The 23,794-nt window shown below is 53.5% G+C and carries 21 protein-coding genes; 14 read left to right on the forward strand and 7 right to left on the reverse strand.

All coding sequences use genetic code 11. The features are described 5' to 3' along the window. Positions 1 to 81 precede the first annotated feature (81 nt). Entirely contained in the window at positions 82 to 6,630 is a 6,549-nt protein-coding gene (locus tag ACO0K9_RS06510) for an Hpt domain-containing protein (protein WP_422983003.1), read from the forward strand. Between the two features lie 55 nt (positions 6,631 to 6,685). Here the strand turns inward: ACO0K9_RS06510 and ACO0K9_RS06515 are convergent, their stop codons facing one another. Together ACO0K9_RS06515 and ACO0K9_RS06520 are read right to left on the reverse strand one after the other, a co-directional pair. After that, positions 6,686 to 6,985: a hypothetical protein gene (locus ACO0K9_RS06515; RefSeq protein ID WP_422983005.1), complete on the reverse strand. Its 300-nt coding sequence runs from the start codon at positions 6,983 to 6,985 to the stop codon at positions 6,686 to 6,688. 147 nt (positions 6,986 to 7,132) lie between these two features. Continuing rightward, positions 7,133 to 8,623, reverse strand: a complete 1,491-nt coding sequence (locus tag ACO0K9_RS06520) for a cryptochrome/photolyase family protein (protein ID WP_422983007.1) — start codon at positions 8,621 to 8,623, stop codon at positions 7,133 to 7,135. A 109-nt stretch (positions 8,624 to 8,732) separates the two neighbouring features. Between ACO0K9_RS06520 and ACO0K9_RS06525 the strand changes: the two genes are divergently transcribed. The 6 genes from ACO0K9_RS06525 to ACO0K9_RS06550 all read left to right on the forward strand — a co-directional run bounded on the left by ACO0K9_RS06525 (position 8,733) and on the right by ACO0K9_RS06550 (position 13,486). Next, a complete protein-coding gene (locus ACO0K9_RS06525) occupies positions 8,733 to 9,413 on the forward strand; it encodes a YqgE/AlgH family protein (protein WP_422983009.1) in 681 nt (226 codons plus the stop codon). Continuing rightward, positions 9,413 to 9,808 carry a Holliday junction resolvase RuvX gene (ruvX, locus tag ACO0K9_RS06530; protein ID WP_422983011.1) on the forward strand — a complete coding sequence of 132 codons (396 nt, stop codon included), beginning with the start codon at positions 9,413 to 9,415 and terminating at the stop codon, positions 9,806 to 9,808. Before ACO0K9_RS06525 ends, ruvX begins: the two co-directional genes overlap by 1 nt. Next, a complete protein-coding gene (gene pyrR / locus ACO0K9_RS06535) occupies positions 9,805 to 10,317 on the forward strand; it encodes a bifunctional pyr operon transcriptional regulator/uracil phosphoribosyltransferase PyrR (protein ID WP_422983013.1) in 513 nt (170 codons plus the stop codon). The genes ruvX and pyrR overlap by 4 nt, the downstream gene beginning before the upstream one ends. Then, positions 10,310 to 11,281, forward strand: a complete 972-nt coding sequence (locus ACO0K9_RS06540; protein ID WP_422983177.1) for an aspartate carbamoyltransferase catalytic subunit — start codon at positions 10,310 to 10,312, stop codon at positions 11,279 to 11,281. Before pyrR ends, ACO0K9_RS06540 begins: the two co-directional genes overlap by 8 nt. 7 nt (positions 11,282 to 11,288) lie before the next feature. Then, positions 11,289 to 12,575 carry a dihydroorotase gene (locus tag ACO0K9_RS06545; protein ID WP_422983015.1) on the forward strand — a complete coding sequence of 429 codons (1,287 nt, stop codon included), beginning with the start codon at positions 11,289 to 11,291 and terminating at the stop codon, positions 12,573 to 12,575. A 173-nt stretch (positions 12,576 to 12,748) separates the two neighbouring features. Further along, complete coding sequence (locus ACO0K9_RS06550) at positions 12,749 to 13,486, forward strand: lysophospholipid acyltransferase family protein (protein WP_422983017.1); 738 nt, start codon at positions 12,749 to 12,751, stop codon at positions 13,484 to 13,486. Here the strand turns inward: ACO0K9_RS06550 and ACO0K9_RS06555 are convergent. The 4 genes from ACO0K9_RS06555 to ACO0K9_RS06570 form a co-directional block, all read right to left on the reverse strand. Further along, positions 13,483 to 14,307 carry a symmetrical bis(5'-nucleosyl)-tetraphosphatase gene (locus ACO0K9_RS06555; protein WP_422983019.1) on the reverse strand — a complete coding sequence of 275 codons (825 nt, stop codon included), beginning with the start codon at positions 14,305 to 14,307 and terminating at the stop codon, positions 13,483 to 13,485. The two genes, ACO0K9_RS06550 and ACO0K9_RS06555, sit on opposite strands and share 4 nt — an antisense overlap. 7 nt (positions 14,308 to 14,314) lie before the next feature. Beyond that, the gene (hemH, locus tag ACO0K9_RS06560; RefSeq protein WP_422983021.1) at positions 14,315 to 15,421 is read right to left on the reverse strand and encodes a ferrochelatase; all 1,107 of its coding nucleotides are present in this window, start codon (positions 15,419 to 15,421) and stop codon (positions 14,315 to 14,317) included. A gap of 14 nt (positions 15,422 to 15,435) precedes the next feature. Beyond that, on the reverse strand, positions 15,436 to 17,082 hold the full coding sequence (gene recN, locus ACO0K9_RS06565) for a DNA repair protein RecN (RefSeq protein WP_422983023.1): 1,647 nt from the start codon (positions 17,080 to 17,082) through the stop codon (positions 15,436 to 15,438). Positions 17,083 to 17,224: 142 nt separating this feature from the next. Then, positions 17,225 to 18,118: an NAD kinase gene (locus tag ACO0K9_RS06570; RefSeq protein ID WP_422983025.1), complete on the reverse strand. Its 894-nt coding sequence runs from the start codon at positions 18,116 to 18,118 to the stop codon at positions 17,225 to 17,227. Positions 18,119 to 18,193: 75 nt separating this feature from the next. On the opposite strand from ACO0K9_RS06570, the gene ACO0K9_RS06575 reads away from it, so the two are divergent. From ACO0K9_RS06575 to ACO0K9_RS06585, 3 genes are all read left to right on the forward strand, one after another. Next, on the forward strand, positions 18,194 to 18,880 hold the full coding sequence (locus ACO0K9_RS06575; protein ID WP_422983027.1) for an HAD family hydrolase: 687 nt from the start codon (positions 18,194 to 18,196) through the stop codon (positions 18,878 to 18,880). Between the two features lie 245 nt (positions 18,881 to 19,125). Then, complete coding sequence (gene hrcA / locus ACO0K9_RS06580; RefSeq protein WP_422983029.1) at positions 19,126 to 20,145, forward strand: heat-inducible transcriptional repressor HrcA; 1,020 nt, start codon at positions 19,126 to 19,128, stop codon at positions 20,143 to 20,145. A gap of 123 nt (positions 20,146 to 20,268) precedes the next feature. Beyond that, positions 20,269 to 20,652, forward strand: a complete 384-nt coding sequence (locus ACO0K9_RS06585) for a response regulator (protein WP_422983031.1) — start codon at positions 20,269 to 20,271, stop codon at positions 20,650 to 20,652. Positions 20,653 to 20,779: 127 nt separating this feature from the next. On the opposite strand, the gene fur is transcribed toward ACO0K9_RS06585, so the two are convergent. Next, positions 20,780 to 21,208 carry a ferric iron uptake transcriptional regulator gene (fur, locus tag ACO0K9_RS06590; RefSeq protein ID WP_422983033.1) on the reverse strand — a complete coding sequence of 143 codons (429 nt, stop codon included), beginning with the start codon at positions 21,206 to 21,208 and terminating at the stop codon, positions 20,780 to 20,782. Positions 21,209 to 21,283: 75 nt separating this feature from the next. Here fur and ACO0K9_RS06595 point away from each other — a divergent pair, with 75 nt between their 5' ends. Genes ACO0K9_RS06595 through ACO0K9_RS06610 form a run of 4 tightly spaced genes read left to right on the forward strand, consistent with a single transcriptional unit; the run spans position 21,284 to position 23,782 of the window. Further along, positions 21,284 to 21,853: an outer membrane protein assembly factor BamE gene (locus ACO0K9_RS06595; protein ID WP_422983035.1), complete on the forward strand. Its 570-nt coding sequence runs from the start codon at positions 21,284 to 21,286 to the stop codon at positions 21,851 to 21,853. Positions 21,854 to 21,859: 6 nt separating this feature from the next. Further along, positions 21,860 to 22,666 carry a 4-hydroxy-tetrahydrodipicolinate reductase gene (gene dapB, locus ACO0K9_RS06600; protein ID WP_422983037.1) on the forward strand — a complete coding sequence of 269 codons (807 nt, stop codon included), beginning with the start codon at positions 21,860 to 21,862 and terminating at the stop codon, positions 22,664 to 22,666. 21 nt (positions 22,667 to 22,687) lie between these two features. Next, complete coding sequence (locus ACO0K9_RS06605) at positions 22,688 to 23,335, forward strand: MotA/TolQ/ExbB proton channel family protein (RefSeq protein ID WP_422983039.1); 648 nt, start codon at positions 22,688 to 22,690, stop codon at positions 23,333 to 23,335. A gap of 9 nt (positions 23,336 to 23,344) precedes the next feature. Beyond that, entirely contained in the window at positions 23,345 to 23,782 is a 438-nt protein-coding gene (locus tag ACO0K9_RS06610) for an ExbD/TolR family protein (protein ID WP_422983041.1), read from the forward strand. Positions 23,783 to 23,794: the final 12 nt, after the last annotated feature.

The following is a 23,794-nucleotide window of genomic DNA, read 5'->3' on the forward strand; positions in this document are numbered from 1 at the left end:
CCCGGTTGTACTAGCTGCAACCTTATCATATTTGCACGGCAATGAACTGCGGTTCATTGCCCTTGAGTTTGCGGAGTACGCATGACATCCGATTTATCAAAATCGCCAGATCTTCCACAGGAACAGTTCGACATCGGACCGCTTTCCTGGGTGATGGGAGAAGTGCGGGAAGCCATCACGAACGCTGGGAAGATGCTCAAAGATGCGCTTGCCCATGATGCTGAAACCCGCCCAACCACCATTTTGCATGCGAAAAGTTATCTGCATCAGGCCCATGGTGCCTTGCAGATTGTTGATATCGATGGTGTATCCGTCGTTACAGAAACCATAGAGGAATTACTCGGACGTTTGCAAAGCGGTCAGCTGGAAATGACGCCAGCGCATGTTGACGTAATCGTCGATGCTTTTCATGCAGTCTTGCGTTATCTGGAAGATTTGTTGTCTGGCTCGCCACATCAGCCGGTACGCTTGTTCCCTTACTATCGCGGTTTGCTGGAATTAAAGGGCGCTGAAAGAATACATCCGGCCGATTTGTTTTTCCCTTCTTTGTATGCGAAAGAACAGATACCCGAACTGGCTGTCAGCAGCAAACCCTCTGCCATCAATGTTGCGACCTTGCGTCAACGCTTTGAAAAATTGTTGTTGACCGTATTGACCAGTAAAGACAAGACACAACAGAGCATTGCTGCACAATCCATGCATGATCTGTTGGTTGAAATTGAACAGGGCCAAAGCAACTCCCAGGCGAAAGCATTCTGGGTGGTCATGCGGGCTTTTGTTGACTCAGTCAGCCATGGCGGTTTTGAAAGCAATCAGCAATATGCGAAGCAGATCTTTGGCCGCATCAATCTGCAGATTCGTCGCCTGGTGGAAGGCGCTACTGCCATTCCTGAACGTTTATTGTGCGATACCCTGTTTTTCCTGGCGCAGGTCGACACCCCATCGCCCTTTGTAGCCCGTATACGCAAGGCCTACCAGCTGGATAATACGGTGCCTGCTGATTACGATCAAAAGAACTTTGGTCAGATCACAGCCGGTGCGCAAACAACCGCAAAAGAACAACTGTCTGCTGCCAAGAATCTTTGGGGCAGAATTGCCAATGGCGAAAATGGCCTGGCAGATAAATTCTCCCACAAAATGAGTGACCTGGCAGAGACAGGCACCGGTTTGAATGCGCCAGCTTTGTCGAAATTATTGCGTGAACTGAATGGAATTGCCCGCAGTGTGGCACATTCGCCAGATGGCAGCAAAATGGGCCTGGAACTGGCAACCAGCCTGTTGTTTGTTGAACATGCGCTGGATAATGTGACGCGTTTGCCGACCCATTTTGCCGAGCGTGCTGAAGAGATCACCAAGCGCCTGCTGGCGGTGGTATCTGGCCAGGTGCCACAAACCCAGTCCAGCTGGATGGGTGAAATTTCACGCGAGGCACAGCAACGCCAGACCATGGGCGTGCTGGTGGGAGAGATGCAATCGAGCCTGCGTCACATAGAAAAAATTCTGGACGAATATTTCCGTACGCCTGCTAATAAAGATACCCTGAAACCGATTGATGGCGTCTTGCATCAGGTTGGCGGCGCACTTGCCATCCTGGATCAGGATGATGCCATGGCCGCAGTAGAACATACGCGTCAACTGATTGCACAGTTTGTCAATCAGGATGAAGGCGCTGCGACTGCCCAGGGTGATGCACAGGTTGCCGCCCATCAGAACGTGGCGCAAAACATCGGTGCCCTGTCATTCTTCATCGAAACCTTGCAGTCGCAGCCGGATACCGTCAAGAAAAAATTCAGCTTCGACCACGAAGCCGGTGTGTTCCGCTCCAATTTGCTGGAAGCGCAGGCAGCCAAAGAATTGCTGCCTAGTACTGACATCCATCTGCCTGAAGAAGAGCATGTGTTCGAGGCGCAAGCTGCAGCGCATGCTGCAGAACTGGAACTGGCGCATGCACAAGAAGTTGCGAATCTGGCAGCGGCCACAGAAGTCAGCGCGGCAGAAGCCTTGCCAGACCTGGTCGCTACCACCATCCAGGTGGCACCGGCAGCAGTAGTTGAGGCACCGGTAGAAGACACCGCAGCAGCAGATCAGGCAATCGATGCCGAATTGCTGGAAATCTTCCTGATGGAAGCAGATGAAGTGCTGGCCTTTGTCCAGGACACTTTACCGTTGTCCAGAAAAGATCCGGACAATCAGGAATACCTGACCAGCCTGCGTCGCTCTTTCCATACACTCAAGGGCAGTGGCCGCATGGTCGGCCTGAATGTATTTGGCGAAGCTGCGTGGAACATAGAACAAGTCATGAACCTCTGGTTGTCAGAGTCACGTGACGGTGAAGAAAGTTTGTATTCCCTGCTGGAGCATACTTCCAGCGAGATGCTGGTATGGGTCGATGAGCTGAAACAGAACGGTACATCACCACGTACTGGTGCCCGTATTATTGCTGCGGCTGAACGCATCAAGGCTGGCCTGGATTATGTCGATGAGCCAGAAGTACAGCAAGTGGTGGCAGTGGCTCCGGCGGAACCCGTGGCAGTGGCGGAACCGGTTGCCGAATTGCCAGTGGCAGAAGTGTCTGTGCCAGAATTGTCACTCACTCCGGAAGAGCCGATTGTCATCGAAGCACTGGCTCTGCCGGTTGTGGAAGAAACCATCAGCGCTACACCACTGGAACTGGCTGCATTCGACGAATTGCCGGTCGCAGATCTGGGTACGACGGTCAGCGAGACAGTTAGCGCAGCAATTCCGGCACTGCTTGAGCCTGTCGATGCCGGCCAGATACCTGATCTGCATGTGGAAGCGACATTGCCTGAAACAGCTTTTGTTGAAGCGTTGCCTGCAGATGTGCCAGTAAAGGCAGAAGAATTGCTGGCCTTGCCGGTCGCAGAAGCACTGACGCTGGATGTATTGCCGGTCGAAGAGGAACTGCCAGCGTTGGCGGATACGGTCGTGGCCGAATCGCTGGTGGCAGAAGATATTCTCAGCACGCCCGACACCCTGGTTCCGGAAGAAATTACTGCCCTGGCTGATGTCGCACCTGCCGACGTCGTCGAGGTCACCGAGCTGGCTGAAGTGCCTGTCGTTGAAACACCTGTCGTGGTCGAGGCCGAACCAGTTATCCTGCAGACACCGGTTGAAGTCGCTACTGCACAAATCATAGAATTCCCTGATTTGTCTGCACCGATATCCGATGTGGATGACAACGTCAAGCGCATCGGTGATATCGAAATCAGCTTGCCGCTGTACTCTATCTACATGGCAGAAACCGATGAAATCGTGCGCTTCCTGGTGCAGGATTTTGCTGAATGGCGGCATGAGCCACATCGTCACGTTTCCACCCATGCGATCCACGCCAGCCACTCGCTGGCAGGCAGTTCTGCGACGGTAGGATTGAAGCCGTTGCAAGAATTGGCACATAGCCTGGAATTCGTTCTGCAACGCCTGGAACGTCATCCGGTCGTCCTGTTCGACAATGAATATGACGTGCTTGATCACTCCCTGGAATCGGCCAAACGCATGCTGCAGAAGTTTGCCTTGTCCGAAATGGCAGCGTCTGCACCTGCTGATATTCGTGAGCTTGACCGCCTGTTGCAGGCTGTCATCGAGCGTTCGAATGTCGGTGCGGATGAAGAATACCTGACCTCGGCCAATGATAGATTGGACCTGGATAGCCTGTCTCATGCGGAAGAAGTAGCACCACTGGAAGAAGCAACTGAAGAATTGCTTGCCGCGGCACTGCCAGAAGAAGCAGAGCTGGTAGAAACATTGCCTGTTCTGGATGAACCTGCGCTGGCCTTACCTGAAGAACTGGTTCTGGCCACACCGGTCATTGAACCGGAAATCCTGGTGCCGGACCTGGTATTTACTGACGTAACCGAAGCCTTACCAGAAGAAATTCTTGTTGAAGCGCTGGCATTGCCTGAAGTAACTGAAGCGTTTGACATTCCTGTCTTGCACGACGCGCCAGAATTGCCTGTGCTTGTGGAAGTTGAGCATGCTGCGCTTATCGAAGAAGTCTTGCCAGAACCTGAAGTTGTTGCTGTCGCCGCCGCCGCTGTTGCAGAACCAGAACCAGAACCAGAACCAGAACCCGTTGCAGAACAACATGCACCGGCAACGCCTGTTGCTCCGGTGATACCGGCGATAGTCCACCCAGTCGTGCCAGAGCCTGTTGCGGTCAATGACTACGTACCTGCAGTGGCAGATCAGGGCACCCAGATCAAGGATGATCTGGATATGGATCTGTTACCGGTCTTCATAGAAGAAGGTAATGATCTCTTGCCTATGGTGGGGCAATTGCTGCGCTCGTGGCAACAACAGCCGGAAGACAGTGCCATTCCACAGTCGATAGCCCGTCTGATGCATACCATTAAAGGCAGTGCACGGATGGCTGGTGCGATGGGCCTGGGGCAGCATATCCATGACATGGAATCGCGTATCGAAAGTCTGATGCATGGTGGCAGTGCCGTACGCGCTTCCTTGCTGGAAGACCTGATGGCTCGTCACGATTACAGCATGCACATGTTTGATCGCCTGATACATCCGGGCACCTATGCTGCACCGGCAGCGTTTGATGCTGCCATGACTACCGCGCAGGAACTCGATCAGTTCCAGGAGCAACTGGCGGCAAACACCGTAGAACAGCCTGTTGTTAAAAATGAGCTGGTTAATCTGACACCAGCCGTGCCGACGATGACGCGTTCTTCGCCGGCAGCAGTAGCACCAGCAGCGAATACACCGGCGGCGGCAGTCACGCTGGTGCGTGTCCGTGCCGATATCCTGGATCGCCTGGTCAACCAGGCCGGTGAGGTGTCGATCTCGCGTTCACGCCTGGAAAATGAAGTCAGCACCCTGCGCTCGTCCCTCAGTGAATTGACGGAAAACGTCGCTCGTCTGCGCGATCAGTTGCGTGAAGTCGAGATTCAGGCAGAAACCCAGATCACCTCACGCATGGCACACTCTGCCGACCGTGAGTTTGATCCGCTGGAATTTGACCGCTTCACGCGTCTGCAAGAGTTGACACGCATGATGGCCGAAAGCGTCAGCGACGTGGCCACCGTACAGACCAATCTGACCCGCACCATTGATGGCGCATCGAATGACTTGTTGGTGCAGGCACGTTTGACACGTGATCTGCAACAAGATCTGATGCGTGTGCGTATGATCCCATTCGCCAGTATTTCCGAACGTCTGTATCGGGTGACGCGCCAGACTTCGAAAGAAATCGATAAACGCGTGAACCTGGATATTCGCGGTGCGACGGTGGAAATGGATAGGGGTGTTCTGGAAAAAATGGCTGGTCCATTTGAGCACTTGTTGCGTAACGCCATTGTCCATGGTATTGAAACCCGTGAGCAACGACGCAACAGCGGCAAGGAAGAAACCGGTGAATTGCTGATCGAAATCCGCCAGGAAGGTAATGAAGTCGTGATCCGCTTCAGCGATGACGGCCAGGGCCTGAACCTGAAACGCATACGTGAAAAAGCGCTGTCGGTTGGCCTGATCACGAATGACGACAATCCAGGTGAACTGGAAACAGCCAACATGATTTTCGAACCCGGCTTCTCGACGGCGGCGGAAATTACTGAACTTGCCGGTCGCGGCGTCGGTATGGACGTGGTCCGTTCCGAAGCAGCCTCGCTGGGTGGCCGTGTAGAAGTCACCACCAATGAAGGCAAGGGTGCAGAATTCACCATCCGCCTGCCTTTGACGCTGGCCGTAACCCAGGTTGTACTGCTGAGCTCCGGTGGCCGTACTTTTGCCGTACCGTCGGTACTGGTTGAGCAGGTACAGCAATTGAAATCGAATGCACTTGCCAATGCCTACAACGAAGGTGCTGTCATGTGGCAGGGCCAACGTGTGACCCTGTATTACCTGTCTTCCATGCTTGGTCAGGATGACGCAACACCGATCACACAGCAATACACACCTTTGCTGATCATGAAGAGTGGTGGTGAACGGGTTGCTATCCATGTCGATGATATCGTTGGTAACCGCGAGGTGGTGGTTAAAAACATTGGCCCGCAACTGGCACGTATGACCGGAATTGCCGGTGCCACGGTGCTGGGTTCCGGTGAAATCGTGTTGATTCTGAATCCGGTCCCGCTGGCACACAGGATGGAACACGAGCACGCCCGTCTGCAACACCTGGGTGCAGAAGCCGCACCTGAAATGGGTGCCGTCGCCACCCTGCATACGGCAACTGAAGTGGCGCCGACCAAGTCCGAACCGGTACAGGGCCTGCGTACCCAGCACACTGTCATGGTGGTCGATGATTCGCTGACAGTGCGTCGCGTGACCCAGCGTTTGCTGACACGTGAGGGTTACCAGGTCATCCTGGCGAAAGATGGTATTGATGCGCTGGAACAACTGCAATCGGTCACGCCTGACGTCATGCTGGTGGATATTGAAATGCCGCGCATGGATGGTTTCGATCTGACACGCAACGTACGCAGCGATTCGCGTACCAGCCATATCCCTATCATCATGATTACCTCGCGTACAGCGGATAAGCATCGCAATTATGCAAAAGAGCTCGGTGTGAATGAGTACTTTGGTAAGCCGTATCAAGAGGATGATCTGTTGGGGGCGATCATGGGGTTTGTGGGTAAGGATGCGTCGGTGATCGTGTAATTGCACTGTAGCTGATGTACTAAAAAAGCAGAGAGCGATCTCTGCTTTTTTGTTTTCATTGCAGCTTGTGATGTACTTCGTCGAGTGTTGCCGTGCCGGAATTTGTAGGGTGCGCCGTGCGCACCATGGCAATTCCCAGATGGACTAAGCGATTATTTTTGCAGTCTTCATCCGTTGTATTTAGATCGCAGGCCGGTGGTAGACCGGCGGCTACATACCTTTTTGCTTCGCCAAAAAGGTATGCCAAAAAGGCGACCCAGGCGTCGTCGCCCCTTCGGGGTTCCCGTTTGTCCAGCACCAAAAATGGGAAGATCCGAAACTCGCTTCGCTCAAACATCGGCTCTTCTTTTTCCATTTTTGGTGCTGGACAAACGGCGTCGACACATGGGAACTGCTGACGTCAAAATCAACGTCAACGTTAACGTCAACGTCAAAACCAATCCAAGATCAAAACCAACATCAGCGCATTGCTATCGGTATTAACCAGGCTAGCCTTCAACGCTTACTCATCTCCCTCATGCGTAGCCACCTTCTTCACAACAGCATACCGCGTCAAAGTCTGCTTGCGCGCCACATCATGTTCAACAATTGGAAATGGATAATCCTTGCCTATCTTGATACCAGCCTGTTCCAGCAATAGCGGTGCGGCTTTCCATGGTGCGTGGATGCTGCGTTTGTCCAGCTTGGCCAGTTGTGGCAGATAGCGCTTGATGAACTTGCCTTCGGCATCGAATTTTTCTGATTGCGTGATGGGGTTGAAAATGCGGAAGTAGGGTTGGGCGTCGCAACCGGAAGAGGATGCCCATTGCCAGCCGCCGTTGTTGGCGGACAGGTCAAAGTCGTTCAGCTGTTCGGCAAAATAGGCTTCGCCGCGACGCCAGTCTATACCCAGGTCCTTGATCAGGAAGCAGGCGGTGACCATGCGCAGGCGGTTGTGCATGTAGCCGGTCTGGTTCAGTTGCAGCATGGCGGCATCGACTAGCGGGTAGCCGGTGCGGCCTTCGCACCAGGCGGTGAAATGGGCGTCGGCCTGGGGCCCGGTTTCCCAGCGTATGGCATCGTAATCGGGTTTGAAGGAACGGCTGGCTACATGGGGGTGGTGATGCAAAATCATGAAATAAAAATCACGCCATATCAGTTCGGATAGCCAGACTTCAGCTCCGCGATTGGCGGCAATGCGCATTTGCTGTATGGCTTGCTGCACCAGGTGGCGGATCGATACGGTACCAAAGCGCAAATGTACTGACAGGTAAGACGGGCCTTTGACGGCAGGAAAATCGCGCGACTGGTCATACAGTTTCATGCGTCCCAGAAAGTCATCCAGCAATTGGCTGGCACCTGCCATACCGGCGGCAACCGGCATGCGCCTTTCTGCGGCGGCAGGAAAGCCCAGTTCTGCCAGGCTGGGTATGCCGCTTGCGGTGGGCCGGACCAGCTTATGGGCATACTTGTCTATGGGGTAGGCACGTGAATAGAAATCGCTGGTATCTGCGTGAAATTTTTTCAGCCAGGCATTTTTATACGGCGTGAAGACCGAGAATGGCGTGCCCGCCAGGGACAAGACTTCTTCTTTTTCAAAGATGATCTGGTCCTTGTAACTGAAGAAGGCGCAGTTGCTTGCCGATAAACTTTGCTGGACGGCAGCATCACGCAGTTTTGCCTGTGGTTCATAGTCATGATTGACAAACACGGCGTCAATACCCAGTTCACGCGCCAGTCGCGGTATTTCTTCCTCTGCCAGGGCATGGCGCACAATCAGGCCGCCACCCATCTGTTCCAGTGCCTTTGCCAGTTCGATCAGGCTTTCATGGATGAAGGCGACGCGTCTGTCATTGTCTGGTAAATCATTTAATATTTTTTCATCGAAAATGAAGGCGCAGAAGACGCTCTCGCTTTGGCGCAGGGCATGATGCAGTGCTGCATGGTCAATATTGCGCAAATCCCGTCTGAACCAGACCAGGGAACGTTGAAAACGAAGTTTATTTTCTTGCATGAAAGAAATCAGCTGAACTAAATGGCAGGGCTTACAAAGTGTGACTAAAACGCTATGCTGTACCTTAGCACACATCGAAAAAGCACGCTAAAAATGCTAAAATGCGAATATGGCGAAGCAAACAAAATCCCTACATATCAATTTGCACGATGAGGCAACGCAGTCTGCATCACAGACTGCCAAACACAAGTTCAAAGTGAAAACTGAAGATGATGCCAATTTGGAATTGAATCTGACGAATCATTTCCTGATCGCAATGCCCTCCATGCTCGACCCCATTTTTGGCGGCACGGTCATTTACCTGTGCGAGCATAGTGCACGCGGTGCCATGGGTATGGTCATCAACCGTCCTACCGATTTGACAGTGGCGGGCCTGTTTGATCGCATAGACCTGAAGCTGGAAATCATTCCCGATTCGCACCCCATAGGCAAACGCCCAGTCATGTTTGGTGGCCCGGTGCAGGATGACCGCGGTTTTGTGCTGCATATGCCACCAGGCAAGTATTCATCTTCCCTCAAGGTAACGGACGACATCGCCTTTACTACCTCAAGAGACGTGCTGGAAGCCGTGGCTGCCGGTGACGGCCCCGAACAGGTGCTGATCAGTGTCGGTTATGCTGGCTGGAGTGCCGGTCAACTGGAACAGGAAATACTGGCCAACGGCTGGCTGACGGTCGCCGCTGACGCCAGCATCATGTTTGATCTGCCTATGGAAGAGCGCTTCGCCGCTGCCATCAAGCTGTTGGGCATCGACCCCATGATGCTCGCCGCCGATGCGGGACACGCCTGATGGCTGCGAGCGACGGTACCGTCCTTGCATTTGATTTTGGTTTGAAACGCATAGGCGTTGCCGTTGGAAATACTTTTCTGCGCCAGGCAGAAGCCTTAAGCATTATTCACGCCCCCACCAATGATGGCAAATTTGCCGAAATCAGCCGTTTGATGGAACAGTGGCAGCCTGTCCTCTGTGTGGTTGGCCTGCCCATGCATTCCGATGGCGCGGACAATGAAATGACACAGCGCTGCAAGCGTTTTGCCAATCAGCTCAATGGCCGCTTCAATGTGCCTGCGGTACTGGTGGATGAACGTTATTCTTCCGCCGTGCTGGATGCGCGACGTGGCGAATTTATCGACGATGACGCGGCTGCCCTTATCCTGCAACAATATTTTGATGAAACGCCATGACTTCTCCACACCTCAGCCTGGATGCAGAAGCACTGTACCAGCAACTACTGAATCAGATACGGCCCCATGCCGCAGTACAGGAACATCTTGCCATTGTCGGCATTTATTCTGGCGGTGCCTGGATAGCCGAACGCCTGGTGACTGACCTGGGCCTGAAAGACAAGGCCGGTTTCATCGACGTTTCCTTTTATCGCGATGACTATGCCGCCAAAGGCCTGCATGCCGAAGTCAAGCCCACGCACATTCCCTTTGATGTGAATGGTGCCCACATCATCCTGGTGGATGATGTGCTGTACACCGGCCGTACCACCCGTGCCGCCATCAATGAATTATTTGATTATGGCCGTCCGGCCCGCATCATGCTGGCAACCCTGGTCGATCGCGGTGGCCGCGAATTGCCGGTTGCAGCCGATTTTGTTGCCCATGCAGCCTCATTTGAACCCGCCGTCTCTGTCAATCTGCAGCGTGCAGATGATGGCACTTTCAGCATCTCTGTCGACCATGCATAATCCCCAGCTCAACAAACACGGCGAACTCCAGCATTTGCTGACGATAGATGGTTTACCGAAAGCCATCGTCAACCATATCCTGGATACCGCTTCCTCCTTCGTCAGCGTCAGCGACAGGGAAGTCAAGAAAGTGCCGCTGATGCGTGGCAAAAGTGTATTCAATCTGTTCTTTGAAAACTCTACCCGTACCCGTACCACGTTTGAAATTGCTTCCAAGCGTTTGTCGGCTGATGTCATCAATTTGAATATCGCCGCTTCCAGCACCAGCAAGGGTGAATCCCTGCTCGATACCATAGACAACCTGGCGGCCATGCATGCCGACATGTTCGTGGTACGCCACGCGACTTCCGGTGCGCCTTTCCTGATCGCCAAACATCTGAACGACACCAAACAGCATCATGTGCATGTGGTGAATGCCGGTGACGGCCGGCATGCCCACCCCACCCAGGGTTTGCTGGACATGTACACCATACGTCATTACAAAAAAGACTTCACCAACCTGACGGTCGCGATCGTTGGTGACGTCTTGCACAGCCGTGTGGCCCGTTCCGACATCCATGCCCTGACCACCTTGGGCGTGCCAGAAGTACGCGTCATTGGTCCACGTACCCTGTTGCCAGGTGGCCTGGAACAAATGGGTGTACGGGTGTTCAACAACATGAACGAAGGCTTGAAAGGCGTCGATGTCATCATCATGCTGCGCCTGCAAAATGAACGCATGAGTGGTGCCCTGCTGCCCTCGGCGCAGGAATATTTCAAGAGCTATGGCCTGACGCCTGAACGTCTGGCACTGGCCAGGCCAGGGGCCATCGTCATGCATCCGGGGCCGATGAACCGTGGTGTGGAAATTGATTCTGCCGTGGCCGATGGTCCGCAGGCAGTTATCCTGCCACAAGTCACGTTTGGTATTGCCGTGCGCATGGCAGTCATGAGCATCGTGGCTGGTAACAGCGGCGGGGTATGAGGGAACTATGAAAATACATATCAAGAATGGCCGCGTGATTGATCCCGCAAGTGGCACAGATGCTGTACAGGATCTATTTATCGCGGCCGGCAAGATCGTCGCCATCGGCCAGGCACCGGCAGATTTTGTCGCCAATAAAGTTGTCGATGCCACCGGTTTGGTGGTCGCACCTGGCCTGGTTGATCTGAGTGCCCGCCTGCGTGAACCCGGCTTTGAATACAAGGCTACGTTGGAATCCGAATTGCAGGCCGCAATGCGTGGTGGTGTCACCAGCCTGGTCTGTCCGCCGGATACGGACCCGGTGCTGGATGAATCCGGCCTGGTGGAAATGTTGAAGCAAAGAGCGCGCATGCAAAACAAGGCGCATGTGTATCCGCTCGGTGCACTGACAGTCGGCTTGAAGGGCGAAGCCCTGACCGAGATGGCAGAGCTGACACAGGCCGGTTGCATCGGTTTTTCACAGGCAGAAGAAACCATTGCCAATACCAATACTTTGCAAAGAGCGCTGGAATACGCCAGTACCTTTGGCTTCACCGTCTGGCTGCGTCCGCAAGATGCCTATATCGGCAAGGGCGGGGTGGCGCATAGTGGGCCATTGGCGTCGCGTCTGGGTTTGTCTGGTGTGCCTGTCATGGCAGAAACCATTGCCCTGCACACCCTGTTCGAACTCATGCGCGCGACCAATGCCAAAGTGCATCTGTGTCGCATCTCTTCCGCTGCTGGTTTGGAGTTGATACGCAAGGCCAAGAAAGAAGGCTTGTCTTTGACCTGTGACGTTGGTGCCCACCATGTGCACCTGACCGATGCAGACATCGGTTTCTTCGATTCGAATGCACGCCTGACCCCCCCTTTACGCAGCCAGCGTGACCGCGATGCCATCAGCGCGGCATTGAAGGATGGCACCATCGATGCGATCTGTTCCGACCACACGCCGGTCGATGATGACGAAAAATTGCTGCCCTTTGCCGAAGCTTCACCCGGCGCAACCGGTCTGGAATTATTGCTGTCGCTGGTACTGAAATGGGTAGAAGACAGCCGTGGCGAAGTCAGCCTGATGCTGGCCCTGTCCAAAATCAGCCACCATGCAGCCAGGGTCGCAGGTGTGCCTGCCGGACAAATCGCCGTTGGGCATGCTGCCGATATCTGCATCTTTGATCCGGCTACGCGCTGGAAGGTAGAAGCAAAAGCCCTCGCCAGCCAGGGCAAGCATACCCCTTTTCTGGGGTATGAATTACCGGGTATGGTGAAGGCAACCATCGTGTCGGGGCACGTGGCGTTTGATACCCTGCATTGATTGAGCTTTACTACATTGAGCTTTATTGTGCAGGCAGTTTCTGAGGATGTAGATTGAGCTGCATCATTTGGGTAATAAGATACATGCTGGGAGTATGGTTCACCGTACTCCCGTTTGTTTTATTGTGATTTAAAATTTTATTCTTACCCCTTGTGGGTATGGGCGAGTTGGGCATGATCGTTTGGCATTTTTTTCGGGTATTCATTCATCTCATGGCGGGTCTGCTGACTTGCGCAGTGGTCTTTCCGTTTGCCCATGATGCCAGGCGCGGTTATCTGGTGCGTCGCTGGTCGGTCAGATTGCTGGCCATCTGCACCGTGGATGTTGCTTTCAAAGATAAAAGCGAAGGGGCGGTGAATGCGTCTGCGATGATTGTTTCCAATCATATTTCCTGGCTGGACATTTTTGTCATCAACACCTTGCACCCTTGCCATTTTGTTGCCAAGTCAGATATCCGTAACTGGCCTTTGCTGGGTTGGTTATGCGAGAAAGCGGGCACCATTTTTCTGGTGCGTGGCAGGCAGCGTGATGTACGTCGTATTTATGAAGGACTGGTACATCAGATCGAAGCGGGTAAACGCATTGCGTTTTTCCCCGAAGGCACGACAGCATCACAAGGGAATGTGCTGTCTTTTCATGCCAATCTGTTTGAAGCAGCGATAGAAGCCCGTGTGCCGGTGCAGCCATTTGTGCTTCGCTATCTGGATGCACAAGGCCAGTTCCATACGGCGGCTGATTTTATTGGCGACATGACTTTTGCAGAGAGTATGCGCATCATCTTGCTGGCACCACGCATGACGGCAGAACTGGTGCGCTTGCCCAGCATCCCTACCGACGGTGCGCACAGGCGCGATGTCGCCAGGCTGGCGCGCGCAGCCGTGATGCAGGAATTGGGTGTGGTCGAAAATTAACCTGGCTGTTGCTGTTGCGGGCAATCTATCTGCACCACGTCACGGTCTTCCAGCGCAACCGCCGTCAATTTGCCGCCCCAGACACAACCGGTGTCCAGGCTGACCAGATTGGGGCGCAATACCAGACCCAGTGTCGACCAGTGGCCGAAAACCATGGTGCTGTCTTCTGTGGCCCTGGGCAAATCAAACCATGGCGCAAATCCTTCGGGTGCTGCACCCGCACCATCCTTGGTAGCAAAATCCATCTTGCCGTCGGCGCTGCAAAAACGCATGCGTGTTAGTGCATTGATGATGCAGCGGTAACGTGCATGACCCTGTAAATCATCTTGCCAGTGATCGGGTGTGTTGCCATACATATTCTGCAGCAGGTCCAGCCAGTCAGGCGCGCGCAAGCGGGTTTCCACTTCCTTCGCTAGACTCAGCGTCTGCGCTGCCGACCATTGCGGAAAAACGCCAGCATGTACCAGCACATGCTGGTTCTTGAAAATTGCCAAAGGGCGTTGTCGCAACCAGTACAGCAAGGCATCACGGTCAGGGGCTTGCAGGATGTCGTCCAGGGTGTCGTTGCGGTGGGCAGGGCGTATGCCATGGGCGACAGCCAGCAAATGCAGGTCGTGGTTGCCCAACACGCTTTCGGCGCGGCCACTTTGTTGCAGGCTGCGTATCAAACGCAGGCTTGCCAGTGAATGCGGACCACGATTTACCAGATCACCGGCGAACAGAAAGTAGGCGTGCGGTGAGCGCGCTTCTATCTTGTCAAGCAGGGTTTGCAACTGTTCGGCACAACCTTGTATATCGCCGATGAAATAGGTTTTGCTCATTGAGTGATTAATGATCCGCACCCAGTCGTTTCGATTCGGAGCGACTGATCAGGGCTTGCTGTTTTTGTTGCTCACGCACGCTGGCAGTGATCATGGTTGGCCAGCCTATCAGGTGTTGCTCGGCAATCTCTGCCAGGCCACGCATCCACACCGGCGATTCATTCAGGCAGGGGATGTAATTGAATTCCTTGCCACCGGCCCGCAGGAAATCGGTCTTCACTTCCATGGCGATTTCTTCCAGGGTTTCCAGGCAGTCGGCGATAAAGCCGGGGCAGATCACGTCGATGTGTTTGACACCGTCTTTTGCCAATTTTTGTACCGTCGGTGCAGTATAGGGTTGCAACCACTCGGCACGACCCAGGCGCGACTGGAAGGTGACAATATAATCGTCCTTGCCCAAGCCCAGCTTGTCAGCCAGCAGGCGGGCGGTTTTATAGCATTCGCAATGATAGGCGTCGCCCCGCAGTAAAAAAGCTTTCGGCAAGCCGTGAAAACTCATGACCAGTTTTTGAGGCCGGCCATGGCTTTGCCAGTGCTCCATGACAGATACTTTCAATGCCTGAATATAGCCGTCATGATCATGATAGTTCTTGATGAAGCGCAGCTCAGGCATGTTCCTGACTTGTTGATAATGCTGGACCACCGCATCAAAATTGGATGCGGTGGTGGTGCCAGAATATTGCGGATAGGCGGGCAAAATCAATATGCGCTCGCAACCTTCTTTTTTGAGTTTTTGCAAGACCTCAGGGATGGATGGCGAACCGTAGCGCATGGCATAGGCAACTTGAACTTCGTGTCCGCGTTCACCCAGGTAGCCCTTCAGCAGGGCGGCCTGTTTTTCTGTATGAATTTTCAGCGGTGAACCATCTTTGGTCCAGATGGATGCGTATTTTTTTGCAGACTGGCCAGAACGAAATGGCAGGATGATGCCGTGCAAGATCAGCCACCAGATTGGGCGCGGCACTTCCACTACACGGCGGTCCCATAAAAATTGTTTCAGGTAGGGGCGCACTGCCGATGCCGTAGGGGCTTCCGGTGTGCCGAGGTTGATCAGTACGACGGCAGTTTTAGCTATCTTGCCGTGGGAATATTCGGGTTCTTTGAGGAAGCGCATGATGTTTTATATTCTTAAGATGCCAGTAATTCTCTGGCGTGTTTGCGCGTGGTTGCTGTGATTTCTATGCCGCCCAGCATGCGGGCGATTTCTTCGACACGTTGTTTGTTATCCAGCGCTTCAATCTGTGATGTGGTCTTGCCTTTGTGGCTGGCCTTGCTGACCTGGAAGTGCTGATTGGCTTGGCTGGCGACTTGTGGCAAATGGGTGACGCACAGGACTTGCCGGTCTTGCCCCAGTCGTTTCAACAAACGCCCGACCACTTCGGCCACACCACCGCCGATGCCGCTATCGACTTCATCGAAAATAAGGGTAGGGGTGGCAGTGGCACCGGAAGTGATGACCGAGATAGCTAGCGAGATACGTGCCAACTCACCACCGGATGCGACTTTGGCCAGTGGGCGCGCCTGTACACCGGCATGGCCGGCTACCAGGAATTCGATTTGTTCCAGCCCATAGGTGGCCGGTTCGGAAGCATGCAGGGCGATGGAAAAACTGCCGCCGCCCATGCTCAGGTCTTGCATCGCGGCGGTGACTGCCGACCCCAGTTCTTTTGCTACTTTGGTGCGTGCCTTGCTGAGTTTTTGTGCCACCTGCAGATAACTTAAACGGGATTTTTCTTCTTGCGCTTTCAGGGCATCCATATCGCTGGCATTGGATAGCTGCTGCAACTGTGCCGATAAAATGGCAAATTCTTCATGCAGTTTTTCTGGTGCGACGTGGAAGCGACGTGCCGTAGTGTGAATTGCTTCGACGCGGCTTTCGACTTTGCGCAGGCGCGCCGGGTCTAGCTCGGTGCGACTCAGGTAATCATTCAGGGCATAGGTGGTTTCCTGCAGGTTGATGCAGGCAGAATCCAGTGCCTCGATGACAGGCTTGAGGGCAGCGTCATAGTCCAGCAGCTTTTGCAACTTGTGCTGGACTGCCGTCAGTTGTGACAGCACAGGATGGTCCGATTCGGAAATCAGGGTGCTGGCTTCCTGCGCCCCTTCCAGCAAGCTGGCGGCGTGCGCCAGACGGCTATGTTCCTGGGTGATGTCTTCCCACTCACCGGGCTTGATCTGCAATTTGTCGAGTTCACCGACTTGCCATTCCAGCCTTTCGCGCTCTTGCAAGACATTCTTGGCATTGGTTTCAAATTCCTCACGCTGCTTGCTCAGATTGCGCCAGGCCTTGTAGCGCAGGCCGACTTCGCGTACCTGTTCTTCCAGTCCGCCCTGCATGTCGAGCAGGGAACGCTGGGCCTCGGTTTTCAGCAAGGATTGATGGGCATGCTGGCCATGGATATCCACCAGCAAATCACCGATCTCGCGCAACTGACTGGCGGTGGCGGTGATACCGTTGATCCAGGCTTTCGAGCGTCCGGCATTGTCTATCGTACGGCGCAGTATCAGTTGCTGGTCGGGGTCGCTGAAATCATTGGCTTCCAGCCAGTCTGCCAGGTTGGTATTGATGGCAAATTCGGCGCTGACATCGGCTTTGGCAGCCGATTCGCGCACCATGCTGGCATCACCCCGGCCACCCAGTGCCAGGGTCAGGGCATCAATCAGGATGGATTTACCGGCTCCGGTTTCACCGGTCAGTACGCTGAAGCCGGATGAGAATTCGAGTTCCAGTGTATCGACAATGACAAAGTCACGAATGGCAAGCGTGCGCAGCATAATGAACAGACGTAATGGTATGAAATGGATGTGGGTAAGGATGTAGGTAATACAGCGGCCAAACAGTGCCAGCCGCTATTTTAGCAATACCCGCTATATACGTGTTTCAGTTGAGGTTTCAGTGAATGGTTCAGTAGATGGTTCAATTAAGTGCACCTTCGACCGAGGGATATTCGTTCCAGTGCAGTTTTTCGCGCAGGGTATTGTAATAATTCCAGCCATGCGGATGCAGGAAGGTCACCGTATGGGCAGAGCGGTTCACGATGATCCTGTCCTGATACAGCAGGCTGGCAAAGTTCTGCATGTCAAAGTTCAGGCTGATGTCGCGTCCGGCCACGATCTCGATCACGATTTCACTACTGTCCGGCAAGACGATCGGGCGGTTGGACAAGGCATGCGGTGCAATCGGCACCATGGCAATGCCAGACAGACTGGGGTGTAGCAAAGGGCCGCCTGCCGACAGGGCATAGGCGGTGGAACCGGTAGGGGTAGAGACGATCAGGCCGTCAGAACGCTGGTTGTACATGAAATGACCATCGACTTCGACCCGCAGTTCCACCATGCCGGAACCGGCACCGCGTGACACCACGATATCATTGAAGGCGACACCGCTGAAAATCTGGTAACCGTCACGTACCACGATGGCCTGCAGCAGACTACGGCGCTCGGATGCATATTTGCCATCCAGTATGTCGGTAATCGCCGGTATCATGCGATCAAGAGCAATATCGGTAATAAAGCCCAGCCGGCCCTGGTTGACGCCTATCAGCGGTACGTTATAGGGAGCCAGTTGACGCGCGATGCCCAGCATGGTGCCATCCCCGCCGATGACGATGGCGGCATCGGCAGATTTGCCGATTTCAGGAACAGTCATGGTGCTGAACTGCACCAGTTGCGGGTATTGCGCTGTTTCTGCCTCGATAACGACGTGATGTCCTGCGTGCTCCAGGAAGTTTGCCAGTTCCGTCATGGAATCCGCGATACCGGCAGCATTATATTTCCCAACAAGTGCAATGGTTTTGGCCTGGACTGTCATAAACAAGGGGGAGGTGACATGATGCCTCAGATTAGACCATAATTAAGCCAGGAATGAATGAATTGAGTGCACTTTATGACATTAAAAGCTGTTTTGCTGGATCTGGATGATACCTTGTGGCCGGTGGTGCCGGTGATACGCCATGCCGAGGCGGTGTTGCAGCAATGGATGCATGAACACGTACCCGTGGTCGCCCAAAATTACAGTGTGGAAAAATTGCGTGAACGCAGGAATAGTCTGGTATCGGCCGACCCGCGTTTTCAATATGATTTGTGGGCGCTGCGCCATACCTTGCTCCGTGAGGTATTCCAGGAACATGGCGTAGCGGTGGAAAAAGCCGATCATGCCATGGCCGTATTCGCCGATGCCAGGAACCAGGTGGATTTGTACGAAGACGTCAGGTCAGGCTTGCTGGCGCTGGAAAAAAAAATAGTGCTGGGGACGGTCTCGAATGGTTTTGCCGATTTGTCGGCCATTGGTATTGCCGGGCATTTCAAGGTATCGATTGCGGCGTACCGCTTTGGCTGTGCCAAGCCCGACCCGCGCATTTTCCTGGCGGCTTGCGACGCGCTGGAGTTGGCACCCTCTGAAGTCTTGTATGTGGGTGACGATTTGTTGCTGGATGTGCAAGGTGCACAACAAGCTGGCCTGAAAGGTGGCTGGATGAATCGCAAGGGTTTGAAAATTGAGGATGAACGCCATATGCATATCAGGCCCGATGCAGAATTTGCCACCTTGCATGAGCTGGTACAGTGGATATGAAACTTTTAGGACTTACGCAAAACCGCCCCAGCTGCGTTGTAGCTCCTCTCCTAGGAGCCGTGTACTATTCGTACTGTCTTCGTCGCTACGGTGTAGACGGGGTTTAAGACAACACCGTTGTCTGCCGACGAAACGAACCTCCCTTGCAAGGGATGTTTCCTAAAAGCGATAGCCTTGCTGGGACAATTTTGCGTAAGTCCTAACTTTCTATGTTCATTGCTGGCATGAACGCATAAAATGAAGCTATGCAACTCGATATTCGCGCACAAACCTTATTAAAAGCACTGGTCGAACGGTATATCGCCGATGGCCAGCCTGTGGGCTCCCGCGCGTTGTCGAAAATTTCCGGCCTGGAATTGTCGCCTGCGACCATACGCAATGTCATGGCTGACCTCGAAGAGATGGGTTTTGTTGCCAGTCCGCACACGTCAGCCGGACGCATACCCACGCCACGCGGGTATAGGGTGTTTGTGGATAAATTGCTTACAGTGCAAGAGATCAATGAAGTTGGTCTGGAGTCACGTCTACAGGCAGGCATGTTGTCGCAACCGCCACAAAAATTGATCGCCAATGCCGCACAGATTTTGTCTTCGCTGTCGCAGTTTGCCGGCGTCGTCATGACACCGCGTACCGAATCGATATTCCAGCAAGTCGAATTTCTGCGCTTGTCGGAAAAACGTATCCTGCTGGTCGTGGTGTCGCCCACCGGGGATGTACACAACCGTCTTTTGCTGACCGACGTAGACTATAACCAGGGGCAACTGGTGCATGCGGCCAATTACCTGAACCAGAATTTTGGCGGTTTAAGTTTTTCCGATGCGCGTACCCGCATCAACAGCGAATTACGGCAACTGCAAAATGACATGACCCGGTTGATGCAGGCGGCGGTGGAAGCGGGCAGCAACGCCATGGATGAGCAAAATGACGAGGTTGTCATTTCAGGTGAGCGCAATTTACTGAATGTGCAGGATCTGTCTTCCAACATGAGTTCCCTGCGTAAATTGTTTGACATGTTCGAGCAAAAAAGCAGTTTGATGCAATTGCTGGATGTGTCCAGCAAGGCGACTGGCGTGCAGATCTTTATCGGTGGTGAATCGCAGCTGGTTCCCATGGAAGAAATGAGCATAGTGACCGCACCCTATGAAGTTAACGGTAAGATAGTTGGTACACTGGGAGTCATAGGTCCGACCCGTATGGCCTATGAAAGAGTGATACCAATCGTGGATATTACCGCAAAGTTATTGTCGAATGCGCTGAGCCAGTAGCCTTTGAATTAATCGATATAGTTGACGTCATGCGCCTTGCTGAAACAGGTTTGGCGAGCAACCATGTCCAGCCTCTGGGTCGTGCAAGCAATTCTCTTACACTTGTGACTGATAATTATTGATATGGACAAGAAAAACGTAACAATACTATTGGTGGACGATAACGACGTCACCAGGGAAGTGCTGAGGGTAATCTTGCGCAGCGAAGGCTATGATGTCGTGGGTGAGGCAGCCGATGGCAGCACCGGGCTGGAAATGGCAGTCAAGCTCAAACCGCAACTGATCATGCTGGACGTGGTCATGCCCAAGATTAGCGGTATCGAGATTTTGCCGCGTCTGAAAGAACTGGTTCCCAATGCCCGTGTACTGATGGTCACCGCCAACAAGGACCAGGCAACCATTGCAGAAGCCGTCAAGACCGGTATTCATGGCTATATTCTCAAGCCATTCAATGCACAAAAAGTGATAGACACGGTAGCGGCTGTCGTTGCCAAAATCAGCAAGTAACGCAAGACCACCAGACTCAGGCAGGCTTGCCTGAGTTCTATTTGACTGCCTGCTTATGTGTCGCGTTGTGTGTTGATATGTGCAGAGTTATGTGCAGAGATTCGTCTGCAGGATGGATGAATGGTTTTTAAGTCTTGTGTTCGCAGTTGTTTTTTGTGCAGTTACCGTAAATGGCCAGCGCATGTTCGGCAATTTTAAAGCCACGGTCCAGCGCTACCTTTTGTTGGCGTTGCTCGATTTCTTCATCAAAAAATTCTTCAACCCTGCCACAATCCAGGCAGACCAGATGGTCATGGTGTGAACCCTCGTTCAGTTCGAAAATTGCCTTGCCGGTCTCGAAGTGATTGCGATTAAGCAGGCCGGCCTGCTCGAATTGCGTCAAAACACGATACACTGTTGCTAAGCCAACATCCATATTTTCATTCAGCAGGATCTTATACACGTCTTCTGCTGTCAGATGGCGAACCCGGCTGTTCTGGAAAATTTCCAGTATCTTCAGTCGTGGAAGGGTAGCTTTCAGGCCGCTGGCCTTCAGGTTTGGAGTGCTGTTTGTCATGTTTTCGATCAAAAATTTGCTATCTGCTTTATGATATCGGGTTTTAGGGCTTGTTGCTCAATAATGAGGTTACCTATGCGTTTGTTGTTTTCAGCTTCAAAACGGACCACACTGGGCCGTGCTGCAGGTCTGGCACTGATTGCCTGCCTGACTGCATGTTCGTCAGTTTTGCCTTTCTTGTCCAGTGCAGACAAAACTTCGGTGTATGCCACACCGACAAATACTGGTGACACCAGCGGAGCCCAGGTGGTCGCACCTACCGGTTTTGCTAAATTGCTCAGCTATATCTCACCTTACCGCGTGCCTATCCAGCAAGGTAACTTCGTATCACAGGAAATGATTTCCCAGTTGAAAGAAGGCATGACCCGTGAGCAAGTACGTTTTTTGCTGGGTACGGCTTTGCTGACTGACATGTTCCACGAAGACCGTTGGGATTATCCCTTCCGCCTGACCAAGGGCAATGGCGAACAAATCTCCAGCCGGGTATCAGTGTATTTCAAAAATAACACTGTTGCCAAGTTTGAAGGCGGTAACCTGCCGACTGAAAAAGATTATCTGGCCCGTATTACCGAATCCGCCCTGGGTGTGAATCGCGTACAGTCTGTCATCGATACTGATGGTCCGGCCAAGAAAAAAGAGAAATAAGACACTATGACAGCCTTGAAAATTGCCGTAGCGGGTGCTTCTGGCCGTATGGGGAAAATGTTGGTTGAAGCAATCAGCGCTGCGGATGACCTGGTACTGGCCGGGGCGCTGGATGTGCCTGGTTCGCCGGCACTGGGTACGGACGCCGGTCTCAGCCTGGGTAAGCCGACAGGGGTGTTGATCGAGTCGGATCTGGCCAAGGCTTTGGCAGATGCCGCCTACCTGATCGACTTCACCCGCCCTGAAGGTACGCTCAAGCACCTTGAGTATTGTGCTGCGCATGGCATCAAGATGATCATAGGTACCACCGGTTTTGACGAGGCAGGCAAGGCAGCCATTGCTGCCGCCGCGCAAAAGACTGCCATCATGTTTGCGCCAAATATGAGTGTGGGCGTGAATGTCACGATGAAGTTGCTGGAAATGGCCGCCAAAAGTTTTTCTCACGGGTATGACATTGAGATCATTGAGGCACATCACCGTCATAAAGTGGATGCGCCATCAGGCACTGCGCTGAAAATGGGTGAAGTGATTGCTGACACACTGGGTCGGGACCTGAATGAAGTCGGGGTATTTTCCCGCGAAGGCGTGACCGGCGAGCGTGATCCGTCCTCCATCGGTTTTGCCACTATCCGTGGCGGCGATATTGTCGGTGATCATACAGTCCTGTTTGCCGGCATCGGTGAACGAGTGGAAATAAGCCATAAGTCATCCAGTCGCGTCACCTATGCGCATGGCAGTTTGCGTGCAGCCCGTTTCCTGCAGGATAAAGCCACTGGCCTGTTCGACATGTATGATGTATTGGGTTTGCGCTAGTCGAAACGCTGACCCGGCCCTATGAATTCTGCGATCGCACATTATTGGGAACAGGCGGATTTGCTGGGACACATGGTCGGCTGGTTTTTGCTGGCGATGTCGGTACTCAGCTGGACCCTGATCTTGTTGAAGGCCTGGACTTTCTGGCGTATCCGTCAGGCGGCACCAGCCTTGCGGGCTTTCTGGCAATCACCCAGCCTGGCGGATGCCATGGCCATGCTGCGACAGGCCGATAAAGCACATATCTTTATGGCCCTGGCAGATGCCGCAGAGCAGGCAGACAGACGTGCCGGCACCTTGTCTGAACACACCGCATTCAGCGAAGTCCTCACCCGCAGCCTGCGCCAGCAATTGCAGACGCTTACCACCAGGCTGGAAGCCGGATTGACCATGCTGGCGTCGATAGGCGCAACGGCTCCCTTTGTCGGCTTATTGGGCACGGTGTGGGGTATCTATCATGCGCTGACGGCCATTTCGGCATCAGGTGCCGTGCAGATAGACCAACTGGCTGGCCCGGTTGGTGAAGCCCTGATCATGACCGCACTGGGATTGATAGTCGCCATCCCGGCAGTACTGGCCTATAACGGTTTTAACCGCATCAACCGCATTACCCTGGCCGAGCTGGATGGCTTTGCCTTCGACCTGCATGCGCACTGGTGCAAAACCTGAGGCTGACGCATGTCATTCGGTCAATTCCAACAATCTGATTCTGCTGCCTCCCGTTCACAGGGGGCGATGGCGGATATCAATGTCACACCCATGGTGGATGTGATGCTGGTCCTGCTGGTGATTTTCATTATCGCGGCCCCTTTCATGACGCATGCCATCAAGCTGGATTTGCCCCAGGCACAGTCTGCTGCCGTGCCAGAACCGGCGAATGCCATACCTATCGCATTCGATGCTGCAGGACGTCTGTACTGGGACAAGGACCTGTTGTCCATGGCTGAACTGGAGTCCAGGCTAGCCGTGCTCGCACGCAGTAACCCGCAGGCAGAAATACAATTGCGCGCCGACAAGGCAACCCGCTATGAAATCATTGCCCAGGTCATGGCTGCCGCCCAGGCACAAGGCTTGAGCCGGATTTCTTTCATTACCGACAAGAAAGCTGCACGCTAAACCTGGCAGGCC

Source organism: Undibacterium sp. Ji50W (assembly GCF_049340445.1).
Taxonomy (GTDB): Bacteria; Pseudomonadota; Gammaproteobacteria; order Burkholderiales; family Burkholderiaceae_D; genus Undibacterium.